The sequence below is a fragment of the Chitinimonas sp. BJB300 genome (genome assembly GCF_002735695.1).
Lineage (GTDB): Bacteria > Pseudomonadota > Gammaproteobacteria > Burkholderiales > Chitinimonadaceae > Chitinimonas.
In genome coordinates this window covers 29,520-55,986 of the sequence record NZ_PDZH01000010.1, presented here as the reverse complement: position 1 = coordinate 55,986, position 26,467 = coordinate 29,520, and the positions used below count along the sequence as shown (strand labels likewise).

The window sequence follows — 26,467 nt, the reverse complement described above, 5'->3', positions numbered from 1 at the left end:
GAATGCCTGAGCATCAAGACGCAGAAGAACCCATTCGCACTTTGCCGCAAGTTACTGATCAACGCCTCCCGCGCGGCTTATGATCAGTTACAGCTGCTTCTCGCAGCTACTGCGTAACATCAGTTACGTTTTGAAATGTCCACCACGACGGCAAGCACCATCAGGCCGGCTTCGGTTTCGATGGGGTTTAGCCCGATTTCAATGGGGAATTCGCGCCCATCCTGATGCATGCCGTACAGGTCACGGCCTATCCCCATTGGCCGGGGGCTGGGCGTAACAAAATAGTTGTTGCGCAGCGAAGGGTGATGAGGTCGAAAACGATGCGGTAGCAGGATTTCAATCGGTTGGCCCAGTATGGCATTACGCGCGTAGCCAAACATCTGTTCTGTTTGGTTATTCACCATTTCTATCTTGCCACTGGCGTCAATCATGACCATACCGTTGGGGGAGGATTCCACCACCAACCGGAAACGGTCTTCCATGCGTTGACGCAGGGTGATATCGCGTATCACCTTGATGTACCCGTTTAATTTGCGACTGCTTCCCCATCTTGGCATCATCATTGCCTGGGCCAGAAACAGGGTGCCATCCTTACGCTTACACCAAAATTCCCTTTCAACAAATCCCAATCCACGGGCCTTTGCCAATTCATCTTGCGCAGCGTCACCGCTGGAAAAGATGGAAAAATGCTGGCCGATTATCTCCTCTGCGGCGTAGCCATACAGGCGTTGGGCACCAATATTCCAGCTGGCTACCAGTCCATCGGTATCCAACAGGTAAATGGCATATTCCTTGGCGTAGTGGATGAATAAGTCGAAGGCGGCGGCTTCGTCAGAGGAATAGGAGTGGTTGCCTGCTTCTATCATGGGCGTGGCCAGGATGTAGATGCGTGATAGAACAATGCAGCACACGACATGCGGCGAATTGAAATAATGGGGGGCCAAACTAGATAAATAGTAAGGGCATCCTCCAACGCTTTATTCCCGTCGCAATACAGGTACTGCCCACGGAATCTTCTTAATTTTATGGAATTGATATGCGGGTCAATCACTTTGCGTGGCATATCTTTCCTGCTATTTTCATAGCAAAGGCTTGGCCTATCAGGCAAGTTTGCATTGCATGTCGTACTGCAGCGGGACGTTGGTATTGCCCTGATTGGCATCCAGGCCTCAGGCAGGGGCGGTTGGACCACCCGTCGATTAGTATCGGCGCGGTATCAAAATTTGGCTGCCGTGGGTGAGTTTGCTTGCGCTTGGCAATGCGTCTTTAGAACCAGTCTAAAGTCTGCTGCGCGTCGGCAATATGGCGTTGAAAACACCCTCGGAATGCTCATTTACCCTGTGTAAACTCCGCATCCTCGGCTGTTTTCGCCTTATCTTGCCCTAGCTCGCGAGACTTTAGACAGGTTCTTAGGTGGGAGGAGGGGCTCAGGGTTTCATTGGGCCAATGTACTTACGTGCGATCACCACGTTGTCGATATATAGCGACATATCGTGTGGACTGGGGGATATGCCGCCGTGGTACACGTCGAGCCAGACGGTCTCGATTTTGAGTTCGGGTGTATTGCGAAAGCGGATATTGGTTTTGTCCATCACCAATTGGCCATTGATCCAGGCGCGCATTACCCCATCCTTGATACCGGGAGTATTGAGCTTCAGGTATTGCTCGACGGCATACCAGCGGTTGTTTTCCAGCAACGCAGCCGGGCCTTTACCCCACGCCCAGATATCGCCCGATGCGTCGTGGATGTCGGCATGGTAGCTATAAGAATTCAACGCGGTCAGGTTGCGCATATGCTTGGCCTCGGCAGGCCGGGCGAAAAAGCCTCCCCGGGCAGACCAGCCGTTATAGCCATCGGTCTTGCGCATGCCCCAGCCTGCGCGGCCGTAGGTGCCGGAAATACCGGGCATCTTGCCGCCGTCCAGCGACGGGTTCCAGTCATCGGCAAAGCGCAGGTAATAGCGGAAGAAGATTTCTTCGGGCTCGGGTTTGCCATCCTTGGCGAACTGATAGCGTAGGTCCAACCCCAGGTTCTTGCCTTTCAGCAGCGTGACGCGCAGCGCTTTGCCCGATAGCGGTACGAACAGGCGCTGGCTGTCTTCCTCCACCGCGGAGGCTTCGCTGCGCAACGACCAGTCACTCCATTCAGTCATCCATAACTTGCTCTCAAAGCCATGTGCGAAGACCACGTCCGGGTCTTTTTCGATGCCTTGATCGCGCGGGTATTTATTGGCCAGCCCTTGCTGTACCTCATTGCTTGCCCTCTCGAACGGTGTTTGGACCCGGAATACACCTATCCTGCCGCCGCTGCCGTATTGCACGTTGGAAGCAAGGTAAAGCGTGGCTTCCTGCAACGAGCCCTTGGTAGGCGGCAAGTCAAAGCGCAATAGGGCATTTTGCTTGGCGCTGACCTTCATCTCGGGCCGGCCGCCCAGGCTCGACAGCGAGGTGCAGTCGAGAAAGGTATCGGCTGCTGGAGACAACCTGCTGCGGCTGCCATCTTTCCATTGCAGCTTCAGCATGGGCCGGCCGCTCAGGTCGGGCGATTCCTTGCTCAGAAACTCAACAACGCCGCTAAGCGGGCCGGGCAGGCTGCGCAACAGCATGCCTTGGTTGGGTTGGCTGGCCGACAGCCATTGTTCTACCAGCGGGGTGACATTGAACTCGATCAGCTGGCGGCCTTGTTGCGCTTTTACATCTTGTGTGGCGTAGGGTTGATTGCCGTAAAGCGTGCCGGCCTTGTCCACCCAGTCGCCCATCGGCTTCTCCCAGGGGAACTTGCCCATGAGCAGGTAGTTTTCGCAAGTAGCGCCCACCATGTCGTCGCTGATAACCAGACCTTTGGGCACTGCCCAAGCCATAGGGAGGGTTTGCAGCAAGAGCAAAGACAAGCAGCAGATACGGTGCAGGCGCATGGCGGGACAGCCTTGTCGGTTTACCCTGTGCGCAGCCGGTCGTCCAGCCACGGTGAGGGGGAGAGGGTTTGCTTTAGTTGTAGATTGCGCAACAAAATCGTTATTTACACATTGGATACGGACGGCCAATTCAGCATGGAACCTCGCCTGGGGTTATTCCTGCGGCCCTGTTTTTTCTTGTTTTGTCGGGCTCGGTTTCTTCTTGGGCAGGGTCCACCAGATAATCAACACTAACAATAGGCCGGCAACGCCCGCCTCTAATAAGAACCACACCATCATTACACCTTGATATCTGTGAGTAAGTCGCCATGATAGCGGGATCGTCCTCGCTACTGAATGCGCTTCATGTCCGCTATGGTTCCGTCCAACCCTGCCCGCACAGCGCGCAGCGATTGGCAAACGCTCAAGACCCTGCTGCCCTACCTTTACAACTATAAGGGCAGGGTTACCCTGGCGCTAAGCTGCCTTGCCCTTGCCAAGTTCGCCAATGCAGGGGTGCCATTGCTGTTGAAGGGTATTGTTGATCACCTCACCGCCAAGCCGGGTTTGGTATTGGCGATTCCTGCGGTGCTGATTCTTGGCTATGGCCTGTTGCGGCTGGCGGTAACCAGCTTTGGCGAGCTGCGTGACGCCATCTTTTCCAAGGTAGCCCAAGGTGCTATTCGTCAAGTGGCGTTGGAAACCTTTCGCCACCTGCATCTGTTGAGCCTACGCTTTCATCTGAATCGCCAAACCGGCGGGGTGACGCGTGATATCGAGCGTGGCACGCGTGGCATTGGCACCTTGTTGCGCCTTATGCTGTTCAATATTCTGCCCATCATCCTGGAAATCGGTCTGGTGACGGGCATTCTGGTGTGGATGTACGACTGGCGCTTTGCTGCCGTCACCTTGGTGACGATTCTGTTATATGGTTTGTTCACCATCTGGGTGACGGAGTGGCGCACACAAAACCGGCGCAAGATGAATGAACTCGATTCCAAGGCCAATGTGCGTGCTGTGGATTCCTTGCTCAATTACGAAACCGTGAAGTATTTCGGTAACGAGCGTTATGAGGCCAGTCGCTACGATGAGTCGATGGCCCGGTGGGAAAAAGCGGCTGTTTTGAATGAAACCTCGATTGGTCTGCTCAACAGCGGCCAAAGCGGCATCATTGCAATGGGGGTGACGGGTTTGGTCTGGCTGGCGGCCGACGGGGTGGTGAAGGGCACTATGACGTTGGGCGACCTTGTAGCGGTCAATGCCTTCCTCATCCAACTCTATGTGCCACTCAACTTCCTGGGCATGGCGTATCGCGAAATCAAACAGTCGCTGACGGACATGGAAAAAATGTTCAGCCTGATGGTGGAGCATGCCGAGATACAGGATGACCCATCGGCCACTGCCTTGCAGACATCTGCCGCCGCAGTGCAATTTGAGCAGGTGGATTTTGGCTACGAAGCAAACCGGCAGATCTTGCAAGGAGTGGACTTCAGCATCCCGGCGGGTAATACGGTAGCGGTCGTGGGTAGTTCCGGCGCGGGTAAAAGCACACTGTCGCGGTTGTTGTTCCGCTTTTACGATGTGAATGGCGGGGCCATTCGCATCAATGGGCAGGATTTGCGCCAACTCACGCAGTCGAGCCTGCGTGCCCACATTGGCATTGTGCCGCAGGACACAGTGCTGTTTAACGACAGCATCTATTACAACATCGCTTATGGCCGGCCTAGTGCCACCCGGGCTGAGATTATTGAGGCCGCGCGGTCGGCGCATATTCTCGGCTTTATCGAACAGTTGCCTGATGGCTGGGAAACCACGGTGGGCGAGCGGGGCCTCAAACTATCGGGCGGTGAAAAACAACGCGTGGCCATTGCGCGCACCATCCTTAAAAACCCGCCCATCCTGATTTTTGACGAGGCGACCTCGGCGCTGGACTCGAAAACCGAAAAAGCCATTCAAGTCGAACTGGCGGCGATTTCGGCCAACCGCACTACGTTGATTATCGCCCATAGGCTGTCCACCGTCGTCGATGCGGATGAGATATTGGTTTTGGAGCAAGGCAGAGTAGTGGAGCGGGGCAGCCATCGCAGCTTGTTGGTGCAGAACGGCGTATATGCTCGTATGTGGGCGTTGCAGCAAAGCGAGCTGGAACAGGAAACCGATACGGCATAACGGAGCACAGCGGCTGCTAAATAAAAATCCACGCGGTGCCATGCGTGGATTTTTTGCTTAATTGCTTAGCCAGGCATCCAATTTACGATTCACTGTCGGGTGCTGCCGCACAGGGCGGGGCCACGGCCTGATTACTGCCCGTGTTGATGAATCCGTCGCTAACCCAGGCATTGATACTCAACCAATTCCACAGCTGGGTTCGCCCCCAAACGCCTTCTACCCAATCACCTTGTACTGTGCAGATAATGGTGACGGTTTCTCCTTCAGGTAAAGAACCAACAATGGGCGCGCTTAAGGAAGGGGATTCACGCAGATTGACCTTGTCGTTGCCTTTGCCCGGCGTAACGATGCCCATAGGTAATGAGCTACCACCGCCATAGTTGCGCAGACTCCCCCCGACATTGACACGCGTGCCATTGCGTATTGCATAGCCCTCATAAGGACGGCTGCCCTCGCGGAAAGTCCAACCTCCAATGATCTTGCTGTCGACGGCAGTCTTGTTGCCGCCATGTTTAAGTGCAAAATGCACGTGTGGTCCTGTCGTCGAGCCACCACAAGGCAGCCCTACGCCGATACGCCCAAGATAGGTCCCCTTGGTAATGGCTGCGCCATTGCCCAGGTCGGTCAGGTTCTTCATATGGTAGTAGCTGGTGCTGAAGCCATTGTCGTGAACGATAGAGATCAGTCCACTGCCATTGCGTACGCAGCTCTGGTACACCCGGCCATCCCGTGGTGCACGCACCACGCCGTCACCGCCCGCGAAGTCGAGCGAGTTATAGGGGCGGCTGGTCTGATCATCGCCATGCGCCCCACCAGTCAACCGCCAGCTATCGTTTTCTGCCCATGGCAGACCCAAGCCCGTCTGTACATCCGCGAGCAACCTGTCCTGTAACTCGGGGGGCAATGGCGCATTGAGCGACTTGAGCAACCAAGGCTTCTCCCCACTGACAAAAAGGTTGTCGGGCGCCTGTTCGATTAGCTGTTTGAACTGCTCAGTGCCCTCGACCCCAACAAGCCAATTGTTTTTCACATACTGGCCCATGAAGAGGCGCGTTTCGGGTGCCTCATCAACTTGGTCAGGCAAGAGCAAGGTGGCACTCCCCATTACCCATTGTTTGCTGGGGTGCGTTTTCTGCACCTCGACCAATACCCCTTTATGCTGTGCCGGCTGCAATTGCAGCAACATGGCCTGGCTGGTGGCCCTCTGTAATTCGGCTTGAAAGTCGGGGCTCGTTTCTGTTGCCAGGAGACGGCAAGGTAGGGCGGCGGAAAAAAGTAGCAAGGCAAGCTGAGTAACGCGATGACTATGCATACAGACCTCCTAGGGAAATACAACGGCGGCCCTGAACGGATTGTTTGGCCGCCGTCGGGCGTTGATTTTCTTTTTGTTGTGCAATAAAAAAATCAACCGTGCCATGGTCGGTAAATGCGTTTTGGTAGTCAATGCTTCAGGCTTGAGTTAAGTACTTGGCGATAAATTAACGCGGCCGGTTCCTGTTGATTCCTTTGGGTAATTGTCTGGTTACAGGCAGCAGTTATTAGCCGAGCGGTTGTTGCTGATAGGTTTGAAAACACCCTCGGAATGCTCATTTACCACGCGTGAACGCCGCATCCTCGGCTGTTTCCGCCTAATCTTGCCTTAGCTCGCGAGAGCTTTAGACAGGTTCTTAGCGTAAAGTCATCAGTGCTTGATTAACGCACACTCACCGTCTGCCCTTTCCAAGCAGGGCTTTGCCAGCGGTAGAAGGTACTCAGGTTGTTCGGCTTGTCGGCCTGCTTCTCTACCGCCAGCGTGTCCATACGCCGCAAGTCGAAGCTGCGCTTGTAGCGATCTTCCACTCTGGTTTCCCGTGCGGTAAGCATCTGGGTGTTGCCTGGCACCCAGCCCGCGAATTCAACGTAGCCAAGGTTGGGGTTGTCCAAGGCCGGAGGCAGTGCCTGCACGTCCCAACCCGCTTGCCCTTGTCGGAATAGCCACATTTCACGCCATGTATCGAGCGGCTGTACCGCCAACGCCAGGGCGGTGCCTTGCGCGTTGGTGGTGGCAGAAGCCGGCCACACGACGCTGAAGGTGCAACGAGTGAGCAGTGGCTTGGTCTGGTCGTGCTTGGCATCGACCAAATGCACACACGTTTCCCCTGGTTGACCGGGGCTGACCGCTATCGACAGCTTGGTTGGCGCCTGTGCCGTATTGCGCGCCAGTGTGGGCTCGGCTGCCCAGCGCGAGGCGCCCACCCGGATCGCGGCATCGTTGTAGGCGGCCTCGTCGGTTTCCATCAGTTCACTTTTATTGATGGCGGCCAATTCGCTTAGTGCCCGGCTGCCTGCTGCTTGCAAGGCGGCGGGGGCAAACTCCGGACGTCTTGCCCGCTGGTAGGCAAGGCTGGCCCAGACGCTGGCCTTGCGTAGCCTAAGGCGATTTTTCAGTACTTCGGGCAGATCACGGGTTTCGATACGGTCCAATACTTCTGCCCGCCAGTTGTCGAGGGCAAAGCGTTCTACCGGCGGTAGGGTGGGCGAGATGCAATCCTCCCGAGTCAGCGCCAGTGCAGCCGTGGCCTTCTGGTTATCGGTAGCCGGCATAGCCAGCACCCGGCGATGCGCGTCACCGTTGTAGCAAAGTTGCATCTGGCCATTGCGCTCGAAGCTGGCCATGCCGACGCCGTAGCTGGCAGCGACTTCCAAATGGGCAGCCACCATGTCGTTCGCGGTGTTGGCGCGGTTGGCGGAAGCACGGCGGGCCAGTCGTTCGGCCATGGTCCCCAGGGCATCGAAGGCCTCGCCATTGATTGCTGCCGCCGGGGCTGCCCGTAGGTAGGTGGCGACATAACTGATACCCAATGCTTCCGAGCCGGGCATATCGCGCAAGAAGCGCACCACCGAGAGCAATTCCGGCGCGGATTCTGGCGTTAAAGACTGGTTGCGTACCTGTGTGGCGCGGACATAGCCCGCACGTTCCCGGCGATGGTCGTATACCTGTAGGTAGTCACCCTTCTGACCTCGAACTTCAAGGCTATCGCCTTGCCACAGAACCGCCTGCCGCGGCGCAGATTCGCGGGGAGCGGCACGCAGTGCGGATTGGTCCTGGCTGACAATGGCGATGGTGGCGAGTGCGGCGGCGAGCATGCTTATTCTCCCTCTACATCGGTGTTGTCCTGCTCGCCCAGGTCTTGGTGGTCTACTTGAGGTGTTGATTGCGCGCTGCCTTGTTTGCCGCCACCAAGTAGGGTGGCGCCGATGAAGCCGCCGTCGGCAGGTGGAGGCGCGATGATGACGGAAACCTTGTCTGAGAGCTTATCTGCCAGGGTCTTTTGGATCAGCAGTGGGTTCTTGGAAATAAGGGCGCCATCACGGGCTAATTGCTCGCTGGCGATCTTGCCGATACGGTCTTGGCGGTAGGCTTCGGCATCGGCCAGCTTTTGGCGCGAATCGGCTTCGCCGGCAGCTTCGATACGGCGGGCCTGGGCATTGGCTTCGGCATTTTTGATGCGGGCGATTTTTTCTGCTTCGGCTTCCAGGCCTCGCTGCTGGATCTGTTTTTCCTTGAACGGCAGCACATGCTTCATGGCTTCGGCTTGTGCTTTGGCGGCGATGATCTGCTCTTCGCCGGCGGCTTCAGCGGCTTTTTCGCGTCGCACTTTGTCGGCCAGGCCTTCCAATTCAGACTGCTTGACCTGCTTGTCTTTCAACTCCAGGGTATAGCGCATCTGCTCGGTCGCCAGTCCTTGCGCCAGCAGCTTTTCCATGCCTGCCTTGTAGTCCGCCGGCAGATCAACCTTGCCCATGGTGACGGTTTGTAACTTGATGCCATCGGCAGCCAGTTTCGGCTTCAATTCGGCTTCTATCAGCTGTTGGATTTCCTGGCGTTTGGTGGAGAAAATCTCGCGTACCGTGTAATGGGCCAGGGTCTTGTAGAGTACGCCCTGGATCACGGGTTCGATGATCTCACCGTTGATGTCTTCCGGCAGGCTGCGAGCCATGCTGGGGATTTTGCTGGCGTCGAGGGCGTAGCGGACGGAAATATCCACGCCGAGAGAAAGCCCTTCCACCGATTGAAAAGCGCCGCTGCCACTGGCGTTGCTCGGGGATGTTGGTCGATAGATCTGATCGCGCAGCGGAAAGCGCCGCAGTTCGTGAAGACCGGGAATCACCAGCGCACTACCATCGCGTACTTCTGTAGACGCTCCGGTCAGCTGGTTCAGCCGAATGCCGATTTCACCGCGGCCTACTCCTTGCAATGGGGGATGCGTATACAGCGTGTATCCAACGATGGCCGCTACGCTCACCGCGAGGATGCTACGGCGCGAGCCCCGCAGATGTTGCGACAGGCTCTTGGCACCGGCTGCCAGGCTGCCTATGGACTGTTGAATACTTATGACAAGGTTTTTGATTCGGGCCGACATGATGTGTTCTCTACGAAGTGGTTGATCTTCAACGGTGGGGGAGGTGCCCCGTCGGAGAGGCGTGAAGATCGCGCTGCCCTCCGTCTTGCATTGAGGGCTATCGTGCCGCAGAGGCCACGGAGCGAGCCATGCCGCCGGCAGGGCTCATCGGTTATCCGGTTGTGGTGATTGTTCCGCCGTGTTTCGGTTTGTTTGCAGGTGTGAGCAAACACTCACACTGCTTGCCGTGATTTAGCGGCGGAAAAGCCGGATACTGGACTGGTTAACTGCCGGATCAATCACCATGTTCAAAGTCGCCGTTGTGGAAGATGACCTTCCCACCAGCCAGCAGATCAAGGGTTGGATACTGTCCACCCAAGAAGGTATCGAGGTGGACCAATGGTTTACCCGCGACGATGCCGAGTCCGCCATTGCGCGCGAAGCGTACGACTTGGTCGTGCTCGATATCGAGTTGGGGCGCGAACGCCATGCCGGCGTTGCCATCATCAATGCCATCAACAAAGGTTGCCGTGGCACTCCAGTGTTGGTGGTCTCGGCCATGCCGGCCACCATCTACCGCAGCATCATGAAAGCCCTGGACGCGTGGGACTATTTGCAGAAAACCACTTTCGAGGAGGCCGATTTCATCGATACCTTCTTGGAAATCATACGTGCGTCCCGGAATAGAAACCGAGACAGCGCTGAGCCCGCGCCCGTGTTCAGCGACGAGCTGTCGATTGATCCGCTGCGCCAGAGCACGCCTTTGTGGCAAGGCAAGCGGGTTAATTTGCCGCTTACTGCCCAGCGCATCCTGGCTACGCTTTACGCGCAACGTGGCCAGGTGGTGTCCTACGACGAGTTGTTCCAGGTGGTGAAGAGTGGCCGTAACCGCGACAACATCAGAAAACACATCAGTACCATCCGCGATGCTTTTCGCGAACTCGATGAGGATTTCGACCGTATCGAGAATATTCCCATGCGTGGTTTTCGGTGGTCCGACCAAACATTCAACGGCCCTCGCAAATGAGGGCAGCCCTGGCTTGGCTAGCTTCTTTTCGCCTGCGTATCTTGTTTCGTTCGGCTTTCCTGTTGCTGGGCTTGGCCATCTTGACCATGGCGGTGTACGTACTGCAGGAGGAAAAACAGCGTAACTACGATAACTATCAATCCGGCTTTGTCAAGACCAAGGAGCAGATATCGGCTAAGTTACGCCACCCTACTGGGCAATTGGCCCTGCTTAATCCACCAGGGCGGGCGTTTCAGACCACGCCGCTTCACCCGGTGCTGCTGCCTTTTTCTGCAATTGATTTCGATGATCAGACCAAGGTACGCAATGCGGTTGAAATGGCAGGCTGTTTGGTTCAGTACAAACATTACGGCAGCCTTTGCGTGGCGATCGGCAACAATCCCTGGGCGGGTGGGTTTATCTATGCTGCCGGCACTTTCGCCAGTACCACGCTGGTGCCCCATCGTATCGGCGATGAACTGCTCGACTCCGCTCACCGTCTGCGGGTAGTGGTTACCTTGCGGGGCCAGACTTACCGTTGGATTGCGCCATTTGAGCCCTTGACGAGCGCGGGCAATCCGCAACGTGAGGGCACCCGTGGCCGGCTTACCGGTTATGTGGATATAGGCAGCCGTAACTACAAAGGTGCACGGCCGGTAAAGGAATTCCGCGGCTGGGTGTGGCAAGGCAGTCAATGCTTGATGGCCGAACAGGCAGGCGGGGGCGATTGCGAAAGGCAGTCCTTTTTCTCCTTGCGCTTGCCGGTCGAGGTATTGCGCGACGCGCTGTTCCAGCGGGAAAAACCGGTATGGCCACCTCCCGATCTCGATCTGATTCAGGTGCGTGTCGAAGCGCTGGCCCCAGGCGATGGCGCGGCATTGTTCGACAGCAATGCCGACGGTGCCATTGCGCCCTTTTCCCTTAACGATTTGCGCCCCTTGCTATTGCCTGGTGAAACCCTGCGCATACGTAAGACGACTGCCGCCAGCGACACCGATTTGGTGCGTCTTGCCGGCAGTGAAGGCACCGAAGGCGAAGTAAGCTCGCCGTTGCTTACCCGCCTGATTCGTTATCTGCCGGTGGAGCGCTATGAAGCCCCCATCGAATTAGAGGATGAAATTGCCACACCGCTCGGCAATTTCACCGTCTACTTCAAAGGTGATGCCCGTAGTGTCAATAAAAGGCTGAGCGCGGTGGCCACGCGCCTTTCGTGGTTTGTCGGTGCGATGCTGTTGGCCATTGGGCTTGCCTGGTTGATTATCGAGATCGGCATTATCCGACGCATCGCCCAGCTGACGCGACGATCAAACCAGCTTTCAAGAACAGCCAAGACCACCAATGGTCTTGCAGACTTCGAGCTGGCCGACCTGCGTGGCAGCGATGAGCTTGGCATCCTGGCCAATTGCCTTAACGACTTGCTACGCCGCGTGAAGGAAGACGCCGAGCGCGAACAGATTCGCGCCGAGCAGGAAAAGGACATGTGGCATGCCGTGGGCCACGAAATCATGTCGCCTTTACAATCGCTGATGGTGTTGCATGGCAAGGCAGACGACCCCAGCCACCGGTATATCAACCGTATGCAGCAAGCCGTTCGCATTCTGTATGGTAGTGCCAGCCCCAGCGAAGCCTTTCAGTCGTCCACCCTGGCAATACAAACGGTGGATATCAATGCATTTCTCCGCAACGTGGCCAACAACGCGGCTTGCGTCGACATCGCCGAGGTTTTTTTTACCGACGGACCCGATTCGATTCTGGTGCGTGCAGACGAATATTCGCTGGAAGACGTCGTCACCCACGTTTTACGCAATGCTGACCGTTATCGGCCGCCCGGCACCCCGATCACCTTGACGCTAACTACCAGTGAAACGACAGCCAGCGTCGCCATCCACAACATCGGCAAGCCCATTCCCCCAGACCTTATTGGCAAGATCTTCGAATATGGCATCTCAGACCAAGCGGAAGCCGCCGCCAATGGCAACCGTGGCCAGGGCTTGTTCGTGGCTAAGACTTATATGGCCAAGATGGGCGGCACAATTACTGTCCACAATGTTGATGATGGGGTGAGCTTTGTGCTGGGATTGCAGCGGGTGATGGGTAGCTGAGGTGGGTACTAGCTTGAGATTTTGGGGTATCACCGTGATCATTTTTAGAGCCTGTTTAGCGTCTCGCGAGCTAAGGCAAGATAAGGCGAAAACAGCCGAGGAAGCGGAGTTTACAAGTGGTAAATGCGCATTCTGAGGGTGTATTCAATGCCATATTGCCGACGCGCAGCAGACTTTAGACAGGTTCTTAAGGGGCAGTCGATATCACCTATGCTCTGCGGTATTGACAGCAAATCTAGTAAACAGGACATCTGGTGACCATATATCGGTAAATTCGGCAGGGCAGGAGCGGGAGCCTATAACCTAGGGTACCCCGCTACGCGGGTTGTTTGTTTTGATAGCAAAATTAGGCTGCATCAAGCAGTCCTTAAAAAATTTGCAGGAGGACCTATGGGTACACCGCCCTTTCCTTATGCCATTCCATTAAAGCTTTGCACCGCGCGGCCATTGGGTCGCAAGTAAGTATTCGTGAAGTATAAAAATCCAATGTAATCATTGATGCGGGTGTGGTTTTATTGTTGGCTGGCGATAAATGGTTTATTCAATCTGCCAGGCCGATATACGCCCATCTGATTTTTATGCTTTGCGGGCACAGGCTGGCAATGGGGATGTTTTGGTAATTTTATTTATTTCCAATGTGCGAATTCAACAAGAGGCGATATTAACAATGACAATTCGCCTTGGTATTGAATGACAACTGCAGTATTGGTACGCAGCGCCTTGCTGTACTTATTTACCTTGTGGCATGAATAGGCGCTGCATAAGCTGTGGAAAAGAAAATAACAGAAATAACCTGATAGGACATTGCCGACATGGGTTGGCAATGTAATTAAAGGAGGATCATCATGCATCTAATAAAGAAGCACGGACAAAGTGCAATAACGGCGGCATTATTCTGTATTGGGTTATTGCCTGCCCAGGCAGCGGAGACAGGTATTACGATTGAAGCAGTCGATGCTTATTCCTGTGGTGCACTATCAAATGATATACCCAATGTTGATAATTTCCGCACTCGAATGTTATCGATAGGGGGTTATACCGCAGGGCTTAGGTATGTGAATGGATTGGTATATCCGACAGACTTTACCGATCCGCAAGTGTTAAGCGGGGGCGCGGATACGTTTAATTTTGACCGTACGGGCGATGCTATTGCCTATTTCAGCGGGCATGGCACATGTGATGACCAGACCAACACCGCTTGTACTACCAATGCAGGTTGTCCCACTGTGGCAGGCTTGCAGAAACAATGTCTCAGATTCACCGATAGCCCGCTTACTGGCCGTTGCGTCTATTCCCGGCCCAGAAATATCGTGGTTGATAAAACAGGGTCATCCTGCCAATTGGTCAATTATTCCACGGGTGGGGTACGCTGGGGCGAAGACCCCACCGCGGGTACCTGGGCAGGTGCGGGCACCAATGGCGGCATTAATCTGGCGATAATAGATAATAGCTGCGGTATTACCCCTGGCATGTATATTCCGCAATTATTGAAGACATTTGCCGGTGTATCTAGCATTGCTTTGATAATGCCTACCCGTGTGGGGTCGGATACCGCTGACGTAGCAAATCGTGGCCGCGCTTTTGCTGATAGATATGTCGCCAATGTTAATTCAGCAGTAGGCCCTTCTTGGACCAGTGCTATCAATTCGGTAACGGGTGGTAGTAGCTGTGCCTTTGGGGGGGGTAGCCACGGCGTAGTGGGGTGCGGCGCGCATATTTATGTATCGCTGGAAGTTAATCAGGCACGGGCAGAATGGGCTAATAGAACAGAATCATGGGTACAGCTTAGGAATGAGGCGAATGATGGTATTGGTTCAGGCTGGATGTCCTGGCTTTATACCTGCAATTACGATTGCAATAATCACCCCTTCTTTTTGCCTTGAAAAAAATAGCCATTAAGCTGGAGGATCAATCATGAAATTGAATAGCGTGAATATTTGTTTATTGCTTGCCTTGGGTACATTGCAAATACCCTTGGCAATGGCGGATGACCTGGAGTTACAGGCGGACAATACGCCTTTGCTAAATACCGAGGGCTTTAAATATGTGCATAGTGTCGAGAAGTCGCGTTTCAATCAGGGCATTGCAGCTCAACGCGAGACGGAGGGACCCTACTTGCGTGTTGTGGGGGACAAAGGCGTATTCATGGAAGACACGGTGACTGGTGCTACATTGCTGGTGCCAAATGCCGTGGCTGGCGGACCTAAATCAACCGCGGCACTTCGGGCGGACCTGCCCCAGTTTTTGACTGACAACCCGGATAAACATAGTGCTGCGGTTAAGGTGTATCTATTGGGCGCGGGGATTCCAGCCAATGAAGTGAGTGGGATGCATGTCACCACGACGATGGGCGGTGGCGGGCCGGCCCTGGCAGGTGTTCAACCGGCTGAGTCGAAGTTGTTGTGGTATACGACTCATCTGGAGCGTTCCTTGAATGGCATACCGGTAGAGGGCTCGTTTGCCTTTGCCACCCTCGACAGCCAGGGAAAGTCCTTTACTGAGGGCGTGTACTGGCCGGCTATCTCGGCACAGGTTGTTCGCAAAGCGGTAGCCTTGAAGCGTAAGCTCAGTTCGCCTGCGGCATTACAGCAGTTCATGGGCAGCGCCAAGGCGGTTCGGTCCGATTTGGCAGGCGCTGAGGCTGGAGAAGTGAAGATTGTGCATACCAGTGCCGGCCACCATGGTGACTTCGAGGCCCAAGCGGTTTACTCCCTGGTCGTACGCAATACAGGGCTCGGTAAAGCCCAGATTGTACGCTTGGATGAGACGGGGGCACCCATCACGCTGGGCGATGAAGTCAAGATGGCGACCAAGAGCGTCATGAAGGTGCAGTAATGATGAAGCCTGAGCTTTACCCGGGCTGATATATCAAGATTTGCTGTCTATTGGGCCTGTATTCGCCCAGATTAAGCGGGCGAATAGAGGCCATCTTCCATCCTTTATGTTGTGCTTCGCCGCCACATACTGCTTTCGGTCGTGCGCTAGCCATGCTTTTTACGCGCGCTCTTTTTTCCGCTGGATTTGGTAGATGGTTTCTTTTTGGCACTCTTTCTGCTCTTCTTGTGGCCCTTCTTGCTGGTTTCTACTTTTTCCGCTTCCTGCACAGGTTTGCCGGCCAGCTGGCTGCGTTCCGCCACGCTTTCATGCGTTACACGACGGCCGCCGTTATAACGCTTGGCCCAGTACGCATCGGTGATTCGCACCACCTGCACTTTGCTGCCCTTGCGTGGTGAATGGATAAAGCGGTCGTCGCCCAGGTAAATGCCCACGTGGGAAAATTTTCGCCCGAGGGTGTTGAAGAACACGAGGTCACCGGGTTTGAGGGCTTCTTTACCCACATCTTCCCCTAGGCGGCTGATGGCGAAAGCATTGTGGGGCAGGGCGATGTTGAGCGACTGCTGGAAAACGTAGCGAATAAACCCGCTGCAATCGAGACCACTTTCGGGTGTGCTGCCACCCCAGCGATAGGTGACACCGATCAGGCCCAACGCTTGCAACATGATGTCTTGCGTGAACCGGGACCCGGCTTGGCTTTCTAACTCGCTTAATGCGTCATCGGCCTGCTCGGGGGCAGGCTGCACGGCAGGGGGGAGAGGCGCAGGAAGCGGCGTGGGTGGGTCTTCATTAGGCTTGGCCAGCGCGATACAGGCCAATGGAATAAGCAGTAAATGGCGAAAATTAAATGACATCCCGGCAACGTAAATGGCTAAAAGGGTTACTGTAAAGAATGGCCGGTAATGGCGATTCCTGCGTATTTATTGAAGCGGGCAGGTTGGTGAACAGCCTGTCGCATTCACAGTTATCCGGCGCTCGTCGACTAGAATCGAGAACATGCTAAAAGAGACAATCAGCTTGATGCGCGATTTACCGCGCATCCGCGAAATTATCGGGGTATTCGCCAGACATGGATTTGGCGATTTGGTTCGCCGCTTGAATGTGCAACGTACCTTCGAGCGGGCCGGCGAATCACTGAGCGTACCTGATGAAGATGCACCACCGGTGCTCGATCCACCGGTACGTGCCCGGTTGGCGCTTGAGCAATTAGGGCCGACATTTATCAAACTCGGACAGGTTTTGGCAACCCGGGTGGATGTTTTTCCACCCGAGTGGGTAACGGAATTTGAGAAGTTGCAGTCCAGTGTGCCGGCCACCGACTTTGCTGAATTGGAGGCAGAGTTGACACGCGCCTGGGGACGACCACCCAGCGAGCGCTTCAGCGAGTTGAGCCTGGAACCGATCGGCTCCGCTTCCATCGCCCAGGTGCATCGGGCCAAACTGCCGGATGGCCAAAACGTCATTCTGAAGATTCGCCGGCCACATATCGTAGCCAAAATCGAGGCGGATTTGCGCGTATTGCACCATCTGGCCACGCTGGTTGAATTTGAATTTCCCGATAGTCGCCAATACCAACCCGTGCGGATTGTCGAGCAGTTTTCCAAGTCGCTTCGACGTGAACTCGATTTGGCCCAGGAAGCCCAACACCACCACCGCTTTGCCGAAAACTTTGCGAATGATCCCTATATTGTCATTCCCACGATTTATTGGGAGTACACCAATGAGATCGTCAACGTGCAGTCCTATATCGATGGGGTGGCCGGCAATGAGCTGAGCCTGCTGGAACCTGCTGGATTGGACCGCAAGCTGCTGGCCCAGCGTGGTGCGAATGCTGTATTGCAGATGATCCTGATCGATGGTTATTTCCATGCGGATCCGCATCCGGGCAATGTCATCTATCTACCCGACAACCGCATTGCCTTTATCGACTTCGGTATGATTGGGCGCTTGCCCGCGCCACGGCGTGACGAAATTGTCGATTTGCTGGCAGCGCTGGCTGGGCGTGACGAGCGGGGCATCCTCAATGTGTTGATCGACTGGACCGCCGACGCGCCGGTTGATGAGGAAAAGCTGGCCAGGGATCTGGCCGAGTTCATGTTCAATTATGAAAATCTTTCCCTGAAGGACATCCGTTTCGGCCAGTTGCTCAATGATGTGATCGCCATCATGCGTGAGCATTCGATCACCCTCCCGGCCGACTTGACCCTGTTGTTCAAGGCACTGATCACACTGGAGGGGCTGGGCCGTCAGCTTGACCCGGATTTTCAGTTGGTGCCCCACCTGACACCCTTCGTGCGCCAAGTGTTGCTGAGCCGCTACGCTCCTTTGGCGTTGCTCAAGAAAGGACAGCGCAATATCTGGGAGCTGGCATCACTGATTGGCGGTTTACCGCGCGATGCGTCGCGACTCATCAAGGCTGCCCGGCGCGGCAAGGTAAAGATCGACCTGGACTTGAAGCGGCTAGATCACTTTGGGCAACAAGTAGACCGGGCAGCCAGTCGGCTGACGTTGGGTATCGTGACCGGTTGCCTAATTATCGGGTCGAGCATTGTGATGACCGTACCTGCCGGCCCACGGCTATTTGGCCTGCCTGCTTTCGGTTTTCTCGGCTTCCTGATTGCCTTCCTGAATAGCCTCTGGCTGATCTGGTCAATTTGGCGTGCGGGTAAGACACCGCTTTAGCCAAGACTGGCAAATACTCAACCCTAAGTTGGAAGATCGGTTTGTAATATCAGGTGCGTAGATGGCGTGTAATATGCTGACTCGAGAGCACAGCCTGATCGGAGCTGATTCTGATGAAGCTGGGCATACTGGCCTGCAGCGCAAGCGTATCTGCTTTCTTGGCAAACAATGGATATATCCGTCTAAGGCTTAATTTCGTGCTTGGGCTTGAATCGTCTCTCATGCCTAAACCTACTAGCCGCTGTATTGGGTGTATGACGAGCTTGTTTTAGATTTCGTGGGGTCTCTACATGTCTTTCGAGCTTAGTCGTCGACACTTCCTTGCACAGGCCTCCGTCTTTCTTGCAGCTGTTGCATCGCCACCCAGCGTATTTGCGGCGAGCGACTTAGTTGATGTTTTGCTTGGCGGCTGTCGTTACAAGGATATCGATAAAAATGTCGTCAAGTGTTCTCTCGTACGTGTTGTGCCTGCACAGGGTGATGTGCAACACGCCAGCGTAGATTTCTTCCCGCATGGTCTGGCGTTCATCGGCAGTATTCGGAAGTGCGTGTTTGCGTTTGAAAAAATCGGCCCAGGTGCTGGGCTGGTTGACCTGGAAAAAATGCAATTAGTTGAGTCAATCCCTCCAGTAAAAGGCCGTTTATTTTATGGTCACGGGGCATGCAGTATGGACGGCCAATTACTTTATTCCACTGAAACTGCCATAACCGGGATGGGTGCTATCGGTGTGCGGGAGATAAACAGTTTGCAGTATCTGGGAGACTTCCCAACATATGGCAGTCATCCCCATGATTGCCACTTAATTGAAAATGGTGATGTACTTGTCGTGACTAACGGCGGGGGAGATCAAGCCAGCGGCCAGCTCGCATCCATCTGCTATATCGATGTCCAGTCTCAAAAGCTTTTAGAGCGTATTGAGATGACCGATGAGCGCTTTAATGCAGGGCATTTATTTCCGCTGGCGGGGCGTCAGTCCATTCTTCTTTCGGCGCCACGCCGTAACTTGAACGAGGAGCATCTCGGTGCAGTGAGTATCCAGCGAAACAATCAAGCGCTGGACGTCCTGAGTCAGCCACCTGATGTGGTTAACAATATGTTTGGTGAGGCTTTAAGCGTGCTGGCTCTCCCCGGGGCAGATTTTTTTGTTGCTACTCATCCTACGCCAGGCATGGTCACCATCTGGCAACTGAGTTCGGGTAAGCTGCTTAAGCGGTTTGATTTACCTCGCACTCGTGGCCTTGCGCTGTCTCGTGACCAGAAAGGTATCTGGATCAGCCATGGCGTGGGAGCGGGGCTGGTGCAAATGAAATTGGCCGATTTCAGTCTGGGTTCACATATGCCTGCTACCTACATTACAGGTTCACACCTTTTCTCTCTTTAACGAGGCAGGTGTGGCAAACAGTAAACAGCTTCTTAGGGTATTTCAACGGCCAGATAACCCCGCAAAATATGCTGTTCTGCATTATGGCGCCGGTTGGCTTCTGCTGGTACGTGGACGATCAGCACCAGTTTGTCAGCTTCTTTTAGCTGTAAGGTGACCAGGGGTTCGGCCACGGGTATTTCCAGCGCGTGTCGTTCGGCCATTTCACGGGCAGAAGCCATCATCGCGACTTTGCAGCTGGCGCAAGCCTCGCGGGCCAGTTCCAGCAGGCGTGCTTCAGCCCCGCGCCAGTCTTGGCCGCATGCAATGGGGACGCTGAACTGATGCATGATGAAGTCTCCCATCAAGCTGTCGCGTACTACTGCGTGGCTCCAGAGTAGGCTGTTGGGAATAGCGATGGCGCGGCCGGTACGTTGATGGCTTTCAGGGTCGTCTTCGATCAGTGTGGTGGAGAACAAATTGGTATCAACCACGCTACCTCTATGTTCGCCAATCTGTATGCGGTCGCCCACCACATAAAGCTGTCCGCCACTGCGCAGCATGGAACCTGATAGACAAAGGATTATTTCCTTACCTGCCACGACCAGTGCTACCGCAAAGGCGGCCAGTGATACCAACAGGGCGTGCAGCTCGCTAGCCCAGACCACCACCAAGCCAATAATGAATGCGGCAATCAGACTGTTTCGCAGCGTAACCTGCCAACGCCGTCGTTGCTCCAGAGTGAAATTGGGGTTATGCGTGATGAGCTTGCCGAGACTGTAACGTATCACCAGCAAAGTCAGCAGTAGCGCAAGGCTGGCGAGCCCATCCGCCAGTGTGGTGCGATCAGAAAGATAGGCCTGTAGGGGTAACGCGGACGGCATTGACGACTTCTAATTAGTAGATCTTACGATTGAGATTGGCTTTGTGCAGGATTGTAGACGCAAGTTCCTCTATGGACTTGCTGGTCGTATTGAGGTGCGGAATGCTGGCGTTACGATACAGCGCTTCCGCTTCTGCGACTTCAAAGCGGCAATTGTCCAATGATGCATAGCGGCTGTCTGGTTTACGTTCCGAGCGAATTTGCGAGAGCCGGTCTGGGCTGATGGTGAGGCCGAACAACTTGTGCCGGAACGGTTGCAGGGGCTTGGGTAAGCCCGACTGGCCAAAGTCGTCGGGCGTTAATGGGTAGTTTGCTGCCTTGATACCATATTGCAGTGCAAGGTAGAGGCAGGTTGGGGTCTTGCCAGAACGTGATACGCCCACCAGGACAATATCCGCGGAGTCCAGATCGGCGGGCTTGATGCCATCATCGTGCGCCATGGCGAAGTTCACGGCTTCGATACGCGTGTTGTACTCATGGAAGTTCTCGATGCTGTGGCTTTTGCCGACGGTGTGTGAAGACTCTTGCTGCAGCTCGGCTTCCAAGGGTTCGATAAATGCTTCGAAGAAGTCAACCACATGGGCTTGTGGGACATGGATGATGTCGCGGATTTCTGTCTTGACAAAGGTGGAGAATACCAGTGGGCGCGCGCCTTCTGCTTCGGCGGTCTGGCGTATCCTATCGGCAACCTGGTGCGCCTTATCGAAGGTATCGATAAAGGGTAGGGTAATGCGCTTGAATTCGATGCCTTCGAACTGCGTGATCAAGCTATGTCCAAGCATCTCGGCAGTGATGCCGGTGCGGTCAGAGATAAAAAATACGGTACGGCGATTCTGCATGGCGGAGCTTTCTTGAGGCGGTTTTTTTAATCATCTTGCCACAGGCTGTCAATGTGCCGCTAATCGGTTGTGTGGGGGCAATTCAGCCCTTGGCAGTTTGGTCTTTTATTCCAACCAGGCGGTCACATTCAAGGTAAGCGATATTGCCGTAATCGCCAGCGTGGTAATTAAAACGACCTTATCTACTAAGGCGGCATTCCACGCACGCTTAGTAATATTCTGCAATAGTTGGTGGATATATGTACCGTTAGGTTTCCCTTCACCCAGGGCTGCCTTGATTTTCCAGTGCCAGTCAGAAATGGGGCAATAACCTGCTCCAAACCATATGCCCAGAATGAACCATGAGCCCAGCGTAAGTAGGATCAAAACAAGATGCATTGGCCGAAGTGACGGAAATGCCCAGCCGATCATGACAAAAATAATGATAGAGATATGCACAACATGGAATATCCCATTTAAAAGCGAGTAGAAAATTACGTGTCTTTTCATTTTGATGCGTGAGTATGCCGGGCAATTTTGTTGGCATGTTGAAGCACTTTTTTAAATGCCAGCAGGTATTGATCCAGCAATGCGGCGAAAGATCATAGTTAAGAAGGGAAATTCTATCATGCGGCCATTGTCCCTTTCAGTGATCGGCACGGAAATGGCGAGTAATCTGGCCGTATCCCCAATATTCATCATGCCGGCACAGCAGCATCTTGCCCTCGCCAGCAGACGCAGGCTTGCTGCGTATGCATGTCAGTTAAGCCTTTTCCTTTATCGGCGGGAAATCATACAGGGGCCGGAAGCGGATAGTTTTGGCTAACGAAGTGCTTTGGGAAGGCACGATGCCGCATCACTAAAAGTAGGAAGCAAGAGGCAATATCTGTTCGTTTTGAACGCCGCTTCCCTATTCCTTGCTGAAGAAATGGGGGCTGGATGTCAGGAGTCTACTCGGTGTTTTTCTTGTAGTTTCGCAGTCCGCACTACATTTTTTGATGTACCGGGGCGTGCGCCCCATGAGGAATTACCCTAAATAGCCTGTTCCTACGCTATTTTACGGGCTGCAAGGCCCGCAGCAACAGGCTAGAATCGCCACCTCGATTTCCCCCACATCCCCAGCAAGGAAGCACAAAAATGGCAGACAACAACGTCATCTGGTTTGACGAACTGCGCATGACCGACGTAGAGCGCGTAGGTGGCAAGAATGCCTCGCTCGGCGAGATGATCAGCCAGTTAGCCGCCTCGGGCGTACGTGTACCAGGTGGTTTTGCTACTACAGCCGAGGCGTACCGCGCCTTTCTGGCCCATGATGGTCTCTCGGCCCGCATCAATGGGGCATTGGACGCACTGGATGTGGAAAATGTCACGGATCTTGTTCAGGTTGGTAAACAAATCCGCCAGTGGGTGATTGACCAGCCTTTCCCCGCTCAGTTGGATGCCGATATCCGTCAGGCTTTCGCCAAGATGGAAGCCGATTCGGGCGCTACCATTTCGGTAGCGGTACGTTCATCAGCCACGGCTGAAGACTTGCCGGATGCATCGTTTGCCGGCCAGCAAGAAACCTTTTTGAATATCGTGGGCGCCGATAACGTCATCCATGCCATCAAGGAAGTATTTGCCTCGCTGTATAACGACCGTGCTATTTCTTATCGGGTGCACAAGGGTTTTGCCCATTCTGATGTGGCTTTGTCTGCGGGTATTCAACGCATGGTGCGTTCCGATAAGGGCGCCGCCGGGGTGATGTTCACCATTGATACCGAATCGGGCTTTGATGACGTGGTTTTTGTCACGTCGAGCTATGGCTTGGGTGAGACAGTGGTCCAGGGGGCGGTGAATCCCGATGAATTCTATGTATTCAAGCCGAACGTGGCTAAGGGCAAGCCGGCTATTTTGCGGCGCAACCGTGGTTCCAAGCTGATCAAGATGGAATTCACTGCCGAAGCCAAGGCCGGTAAGTCGGTGCGTACGGTGGATGTATCCGATGTGGAACGCAACGCTTTCTCGATTTCGGATGCCGAGGTCGAAGAGTTAGCCCGCTATGCCTTGATCATCGAAAAGCACTACGCCCGCCCGATGGATATCGAATGGGGCCGTGATGGGGTCGATGGCAAGCTGTATATCTTGCAAGCCCGGCCTGAGACCGTGAAGTCGCAGGAAGCGCGTGTTGATACGCTGCGTCGGTATCGTTTGAACAGCAAGTCAGCTATTTTGGCGTCAGGACGTGCTATTGGGCAGAAGATTGGCGAGGGCGTGGTTCGTCTGATCAAGAACGCAGCCGAGATGGATACGGTCAAGCCCGGTGATGTACTGGTAACCGATATGACCGACCCCGATTGGGAGCCGGTCATGAAGCGTGCTTCGGCCATCGTCACCAACCGTGGCGGCCGTACCTGCCATGCAGCCATCATTGCCCGCGAGCTGGGTATTCCTGCTGTTGTGGGTTGTGGCGATGCCACCCGTGTGCTGAACGATGGCGACTATGTCACGGTTTCTTGCGCTGAAGGTGATACCGGCAACATCTATGAGGGCAAGCTGGCGATCGAGATCATTGATCTGAAGCTCGATTCGATGCCCAAGAGTCCCGTCAAGTTGATGATGAACGTGGGCAACCCCGAGCTGGCTTTCGACTTCAGCCATCTACCTAACGAAGGGGTTGGTTTGGCGCGGCTGGAGTTCATCATCAATCGCATGATTGGCATCCACCCGAAAGCCCTGCTGGCCTATCCAGACATTCCGTGGGACTTGAAGCAACAGGTTGACGAACGCATTGGTGGTTATGCCTCTGCCGTGGATTTCTACGTCGAAAAGCTGGTGGAGGGCATTGCGACCCTGGCGGCGGCGTTCTACCCGAAAAAGGTCATCGTGCGCATGTCCGACTTCAAGTCGAACGAGTATTCGAATCTGATCGGCGGGCAGAACTACGAACCGCATGAAGAAAACCCGATGATAGGGTTTCGTGGGGCCTCGCGCTATATCAGCGAATCGTTCCGTGATTGCTTCGAGTTGGAGACCCGCGCCCTGAAGAAAGTGCGCAATGTGATGGGGCTGACCAATGTCGAAGTGATGATTCCATTTGTGCGTACGCTGGATGAAGCGCGCAAAGTGGTCGATTTACTGAAAGAGCAGGGCCTGGAACGTGGTAAAGATGGTTTACGCTTGATCATGATGTGTGAAATTCCATCGAATGCCATCTTGGCCGACCAGTTCCTCGAATACTTCGATGGTTTCTCGATTGGTTCCAATGACATGACGCAATTGACACTGGCGCTGGACCGCGATTCGGGCGGGCCCATTGCCTCGTTGTTTGATGAGCGTAACGATGCAGTGAAAGCCATGTTGTCGATGGCGATCAAGGCATGCCGCGCCAAGGGCAAGTACATCGGTATCTGCGGGCAGGGCCCGTCAGACCATCCTGACTTTGCCAAGTGGCTGGTAGAGCAAGGTATCGAGACTGTGTCGTTAAACCCGGACACCGTGGTGGAGACTTGGCTGTATCTTGCTAAAGAACTCGGTTGATTGTCCGGTTTGGCGAGTGAAAAGGCACCTTCGGTTGCCTTTTCTATAGGTCTTTGCCTTTGTCAAGATTGAGGCATGGTGGGGTGTCGGAGTAGAATACGGAATTACCACCTGTGCGTTTTCAGCCAATGACCAAGTTTATCTTCGTTACCGGCGGCGTTGTCTCCTCTCTGGGGAAAGGCATCGCCGCCGCGTCGCTTGCAGCCATCCTTGAATCGCGCGGCCTCAAGGTCACCATGATGAAGCTCGATCCCTACATTAATGTGGATCCGGGCACCATGTCCCCCTTGCAGCATGGCGAAGTCTTCGTGACCGAAGACGGTGCCGAAACCGATCTTGACTTGGGCCACTACGAGCGCTTCATCCACGCCAAGATGAAGAAAGCCAACAATTTCACCACCGGCCAGATCTATGAGTCGGTCATCAAGAAAGAACGCCGTGGCGATTATCTGGGCAAGACAGTCCAGGTCATCCCGCATATCACCGATGAAATCAAGCATTTCGTCGGCCTGGGTGCTGCAGATGCCGAACTGGCTGTAATCGAAGTCGGCGGCACGGTCGGCGACATCGAATCATTGCCTTTCTTGGAAGCGATTCGCCAGATGGGTGTGCAGCTGGGGCGTGAGAACACCTGCTTCGTGCATCTCTCTTATGTGCCTTACATAGCGGCAGCTGGCGAAATCAAGACCAAACCCACCCAGCATTCGGTCAAGGAACTGCGTGAAATCGGTATTCAGCCTGATGTGCTGATCTGCCGCGCCGATCGTATGGTGCCCGATGATGAGCGCCGCAAGATCGCCTTGTTCACCAATGTGGCCGAGAAGGCGGTTGTGTCCTGCCCGGATATGGCCAGTATCTACATGATTCCGCGCGTGCTTTCCGAGCAGCATATCGACGACATCATTTGTAAGCAGCTACAACTGGATCTACCCCATGTCGATCTGGGCGTGTGGGATCGGATTGTCGACGCCATCGAGAACCCCAAGCAGACGGTGAATGTCGCCATGGTGGGTAAGTATGTTGACCTGACCGAGAGCTACAAATCGTTGATTGAAGCGCTCAAGCATGCCGGCATCCATACTCAGAGCGCGGTGAAGATCCACTATGTGGATTCAGAGGAACTCGAAGGCGGTAACCTCGACCAGATCAAGAACATGGATGCCATTCTGGTGCCCGGTGGTTTTGGCAAGCGTGGCGTGGAAGGCAAGATTCGTGCGGTGCAGTATGCGCGTGAGAACAATGTGCCTTACCTCGGCATCTGTTTAGGCATGCAACTGGCGCTGATTGAATACGCCCGCCATATGGCAGGCATGACTGAAGCTAACTCGACTGAATTTACGCTTGATACCCCCTACCCGGTGGTGGCGTTGATCGATGAATGGGTTAACCATGATGGCAGGATCGAAGTGCGTGATGAGAATTCGAACATGGGCGGCACCATGCGTTTGGGTAGCCAGGAGTGTGATCTGAAAGCCGGATCGCTCGCTGCCCGTGTGTATGGCGCTACGCGCATCACCGAGCGCCATCGTCATCGCTATGAGGTGAACAATCACTATCTGTCGCGGCTCGAAGCGGCGGGTTTGCGAGTCAGCGGTCGGTCCACTGATCCGAACCACCTGTGCGAAACGATTGAATTGCCGGATCATCGCTGGTTCTTTGGTTGTCAGTTCCACCCGGAATTCACCTCGACGCCACGTGATGGCCATCCGATGTTCAAGGCTTATGTGGAAGCCGCGATTGCCTACGCACGTGAACAGGGGCGTGACGGCTTAAGTTGCTGATCCCCGCCTTGTAGCGACTGACGCTTGGCATTGCA

Annotated in this window: 18 protein-coding genes; 9 read left to right on the top strand and 9 right to left on the bottom strand. The window is 54.6% G+C overall.

Going from position 1 to position 26,467, the window contains the following annotated elements; translation table 11 throughout:
- Positions 1 to 119 precede the first annotated feature (119 nt).
- On the bottom strand, positions 120 to 866 hold the full coding sequence (locus CSQ89_RS03105; RefSeq protein ID WP_099404733.1) for a PAS domain-containing protein: 747 nt from the start codon (positions 864 to 866) through the stop codon (positions 120 to 122).
- Between the two features lie 561 nt (positions 867 to 1,427).
- Entirely contained in the window at positions 1,428 to 2,915 is a 1,488-nt protein-coding gene (locus CSQ89_RS03100; RefSeq protein WP_099404729.1) for a polysaccharide lyase, read from the bottom strand.
- Positions 2,916 to 3,260: 345 nt separating this feature from the next.
- Here CSQ89_RS03100 and CSQ89_RS03095 point away from each other — a divergent pair, with 345 nt between their 5' ends.
- A complete protein-coding gene (locus tag CSQ89_RS03095) occupies positions 3,261 to 5,063 on the top strand; it encodes an ABCB family ABC transporter ATP-binding protein/permease (RefSeq protein ID WP_308418109.1) in 1,803 nt (600 codons plus the stop codon).
- 82 nt (positions 5,064 to 5,145) lie between these two features.
- On the opposite strand, the gene CSQ89_RS03090 is transcribed toward CSQ89_RS03095, so the two are convergent.
- The 3 genes from CSQ89_RS03090 to CSQ89_RS03080 form a co-directional block, all read right to left on the bottom strand.
- Positions 5,146 to 6,375 (bottom strand): M23 family metallopeptidase, encoded by a 1,230-nt coding sequence (locus CSQ89_RS03090; RefSeq protein ID WP_099404728.1) that lies wholly within the window; start codon positions 6,373 to 6,375, stop codon positions 5,146 to 5,148.
- 380 nt (positions 6,376 to 6,755) lie between these two features.
- The gene (locus tag CSQ89_RS03085; protein ID WP_099404727.1) at positions 6,756 to 8,189 is read right to left on the bottom strand and encodes a hypothetical protein; all 1,434 of its coding nucleotides are present in this window, start codon (positions 8,187 to 8,189) and stop codon (positions 6,756 to 6,758) included.
- A gap of 2 nt (positions 8,190 to 8,191) precedes the next feature.
- Positions 8,192 to 9,466: an SPFH domain-containing protein gene (locus tag CSQ89_RS03080; protein ID WP_099404726.1), complete on the bottom strand. Its 1,275-nt coding sequence runs from the start codon at positions 9,464 to 9,466 to the stop codon at positions 8,192 to 8,194.
- Between the two features lie 283 nt (positions 9,467 to 9,749).
- Between CSQ89_RS03080 and CSQ89_RS03075 the strand changes: the two genes are divergently transcribed.
- From CSQ89_RS03075 to CSQ89_RS03060, 4 genes are all read left to right on the top strand, one after another.
- A complete protein-coding gene (locus CSQ89_RS03075) occupies positions 9,750 to 10,472 on the top strand; it encodes a response regulator transcription factor (RefSeq protein WP_099404725.1) in 723 nt (240 codons plus the stop codon).
- Complete coding sequence (locus CSQ89_RS03070) at positions 10,469 to 12,553, top strand: sensor histidine kinase (protein ID WP_099404724.1); 2,085 nt, start codon at positions 10,469 to 10,471, stop codon at positions 12,551 to 12,553. Before CSQ89_RS03075 ends, CSQ89_RS03070 begins: the two co-directional genes overlap by 4 nt.
- 845 nt (positions 12,554 to 13,398) lie before the next feature.
- On the top strand, positions 13,399 to 14,436 hold the full coding sequence (locus tag CSQ89_RS03065) for a hypothetical protein (RefSeq protein WP_099404723.1): 1,038 nt from the start codon (positions 13,399 to 13,401) through the stop codon (positions 14,434 to 14,436).
- A 31-nt stretch (positions 14,437 to 14,467) separates the two neighbouring features.
- Positions 14,468 to 15,388, top strand: a complete 921-nt coding sequence (locus tag CSQ89_RS03060; protein ID WP_099404722.1) for a hypothetical protein — start codon at positions 14,468 to 14,470, stop codon at positions 15,386 to 15,388.
- Positions 15,389 to 15,534: 146 nt separating this feature from the next.
- On the opposite strand, the gene CSQ89_RS03055 is transcribed toward CSQ89_RS03060, so the two are convergent.
- Complete coding sequence (locus tag CSQ89_RS03055; RefSeq protein WP_099404721.1) at positions 15,535 to 16,242, bottom strand: C40 family peptidase; 708 nt, start codon at positions 16,240 to 16,242, stop codon at positions 15,535 to 15,537.
- A gap of 142 nt (positions 16,243 to 16,384) precedes the next feature.
- Between CSQ89_RS03055 and CSQ89_RS03050 the strand changes: the two genes are divergently transcribed.
- Complete coding sequence (locus tag CSQ89_RS03050) at positions 16,385 to 18,070, top strand: ABC1 kinase family protein (RefSeq protein ID WP_099404720.1); 1,686 nt, start codon at positions 16,385 to 16,387, stop codon at positions 18,068 to 18,070.
- 290 nt (positions 18,071 to 18,360) lie between these two features.
- Positions 18,361 to 19,452: a DUF1513 domain-containing protein gene (locus tag CSQ89_RS03045; RefSeq protein WP_099404719.1), complete on the top strand. Its 1,092-nt coding sequence runs from the start codon at positions 18,361 to 18,363 to the stop codon at positions 19,450 to 19,452.
- 32 nt (positions 19,453 to 19,484) lie between these two features.
- Here the strand turns inward: CSQ89_RS03045 and CSQ89_RS03040 are convergent, their stop codons facing one another.
- The 3 genes from CSQ89_RS03040 to CSQ89_RS03030 form a co-directional block, all read right to left on the bottom strand.
- Positions 19,485 to 20,315, bottom strand: a complete 831-nt coding sequence (locus CSQ89_RS03040) for a mechanosensitive ion channel domain-containing protein (protein WP_099404718.1) — start codon at positions 20,313 to 20,315, stop codon at positions 19,485 to 19,487.
- Positions 20,316 to 20,328: 13 nt separating this feature from the next.
- Positions 20,329 to 21,153 (bottom strand): posphoenolpyruvate synthetase regulatory kinase/phosphorylase PpsR, encoded by an 825-nt coding sequence (ppsR, locus tag CSQ89_RS03035; RefSeq protein ID WP_099404717.1) that lies wholly within the window; start codon positions 21,151 to 21,153, stop codon positions 20,329 to 20,331.
- Between the two features lie 105 nt (positions 21,154 to 21,258).
- Positions 21,259 to 21,642 carry a DUF2784 family protein gene (locus CSQ89_RS03030; protein WP_099404716.1) on the bottom strand — a complete coding sequence of 128 codons (384 nt, stop codon included), beginning with the start codon at positions 21,640 to 21,642 and terminating at the stop codon, positions 21,259 to 21,261.
- 627 nt (positions 21,643 to 22,269) lie between these two features.
- On the opposite strand from CSQ89_RS03030, the gene ppsA reads away from it, so the two are divergent.
- Together ppsA and CSQ89_RS03015 are read left to right on the top strand one after the other, a co-directional pair.
- Complete coding sequence (ppsA, locus tag CSQ89_RS03020) at positions 22,270 to 24,651, top strand: phosphoenolpyruvate synthase (RefSeq protein ID WP_099404714.1); 2,382 nt, start codon at positions 22,270 to 22,272, stop codon at positions 24,649 to 24,651.
- 128 nt (positions 24,652 to 24,779) lie between these two features.
- The gene (locus CSQ89_RS03015) at positions 24,780 to 26,432 is read left to right on the top strand and encodes a CTP synthase (protein ID WP_099404713.1); all 1,653 of its coding nucleotides are present in this window, start codon (positions 24,780 to 24,782) and stop codon (positions 26,430 to 26,432) included.
- Positions 26,433 to 26,467: the final 35 nt, after the last annotated feature.

Excerpts from the sequence above, each read along its gene's own strand:
- CSQ89_RS03105 (WP_099404733.1), bottom strand. The coding sequence starts at position 866 with ATGATAGAAGCAGGCAACCACTCCTATTCCTCTGACGAAGCCGCCGCC.
- CSQ89_RS03100 (WP_099404729.1), bottom strand. The coding sequence starts at position 2,915 with ATGCGCCTGCACCGTATCTGCTGCTTGTCTTTGCTCTTGCTGCAAACC.
- CSQ89_RS03095 (WP_308418109.1), top strand. The coding sequence starts at position 3,261 with ATGTCCGCTATGGTTCCGTCCAACCCTGCCCGCACAGCGCGCAGCGAT.
- CSQ89_RS03090 (WP_099404728.1), bottom strand. The coding sequence starts at position 6,375 with ATGCATAGTCATCGCGTTACTCAGCTTGCCTTGCTACTTTTTTCCGCC.
- CSQ89_RS03085 (WP_099404727.1), bottom strand. The coding sequence starts at position 8,189 with ATGCTCGCCGCCGCACTCGCCACCATCGCCATTGTCAGCCAGGACCAA.
- CSQ89_RS03080 (WP_099404726.1), bottom strand. The coding sequence starts at position 9,466 with ATGTCGGCCCGAATCAAAAACCTTGTCATAAGTATTCAACAGTCCATA.
- CSQ89_RS03075 (WP_099404725.1), top strand. The coding sequence starts at position 9,750 with ATGTTCAAAGTCGCCGTTGTGGAAGATGACCTTCCCACCAGCCAGCAG.
- CSQ89_RS03070 (WP_099404724.1), top strand. The coding sequence starts at position 10,469 with ATGAGGGCAGCCCTGGCTTGGCTAGCTTCTTTTCGCCTGCGTATCTTG.
- CSQ89_RS03065 (WP_099404723.1), top strand. The coding sequence starts at position 13,399 with ATGCATCTAATAAAGAAGCACGGACAAAGTGCAATAACGGCGGCATTA.
- CSQ89_RS03060 (WP_099404722.1), top strand. The coding sequence starts at position 14,468 with ATGAAATTGAATAGCGTGAATATTTGTTTATTGCTTGCCTTGGGTACA.
- CSQ89_RS03055 (WP_099404721.1), bottom strand. The coding sequence starts at position 16,242 with ATGTCATTTAATTTTCGCCATTTACTGCTTATTCCATTGGCCTGTATC.
- CSQ89_RS03050 (WP_099404720.1), top strand. The coding sequence starts at position 16,385 with ATGCTAAAAGAGACAATCAGCTTGATGCGCGATTTACCGCGCATCCGC.
- CSQ89_RS03045 (WP_099404719.1), top strand. The coding sequence starts at position 18,361 with ATGTCTTTCGAGCTTAGTCGTCGACACTTCCTTGCACAGGCCTCCGTC.
- CSQ89_RS03040 (WP_099404718.1), bottom strand. The coding sequence starts at position 20,315 with ATGCCGTCCGCGTTACCCCTACAGGCCTATCTTTCTGATCGCACCACA.
- ppsR (WP_099404717.1), bottom strand. The coding sequence starts at position 21,153 with ATGCAGAATCGCCGTACCGTATTTTTTATCTCTGACCGCACCGGCATC.
- CSQ89_RS03030 (WP_099404716.1), bottom strand. The coding sequence starts at position 21,642 with ATGAAAAGACACGTAATTTTCTACTCGCTTTTAAATGGGATATTCCAT.
- ppsA (WP_099404714.1), top strand. The coding sequence starts at position 22,270 with ATGGCAGACAACAACGTCATCTGGTTTGACGAACTGCGCATGACCGAC.
- CSQ89_RS03015 (WP_099404713.1), top strand. The coding sequence starts at position 24,780 with ATGACCAAGTTTATCTTCGTTACCGGCGGCGTTGTCTCCTCTCTGGGG.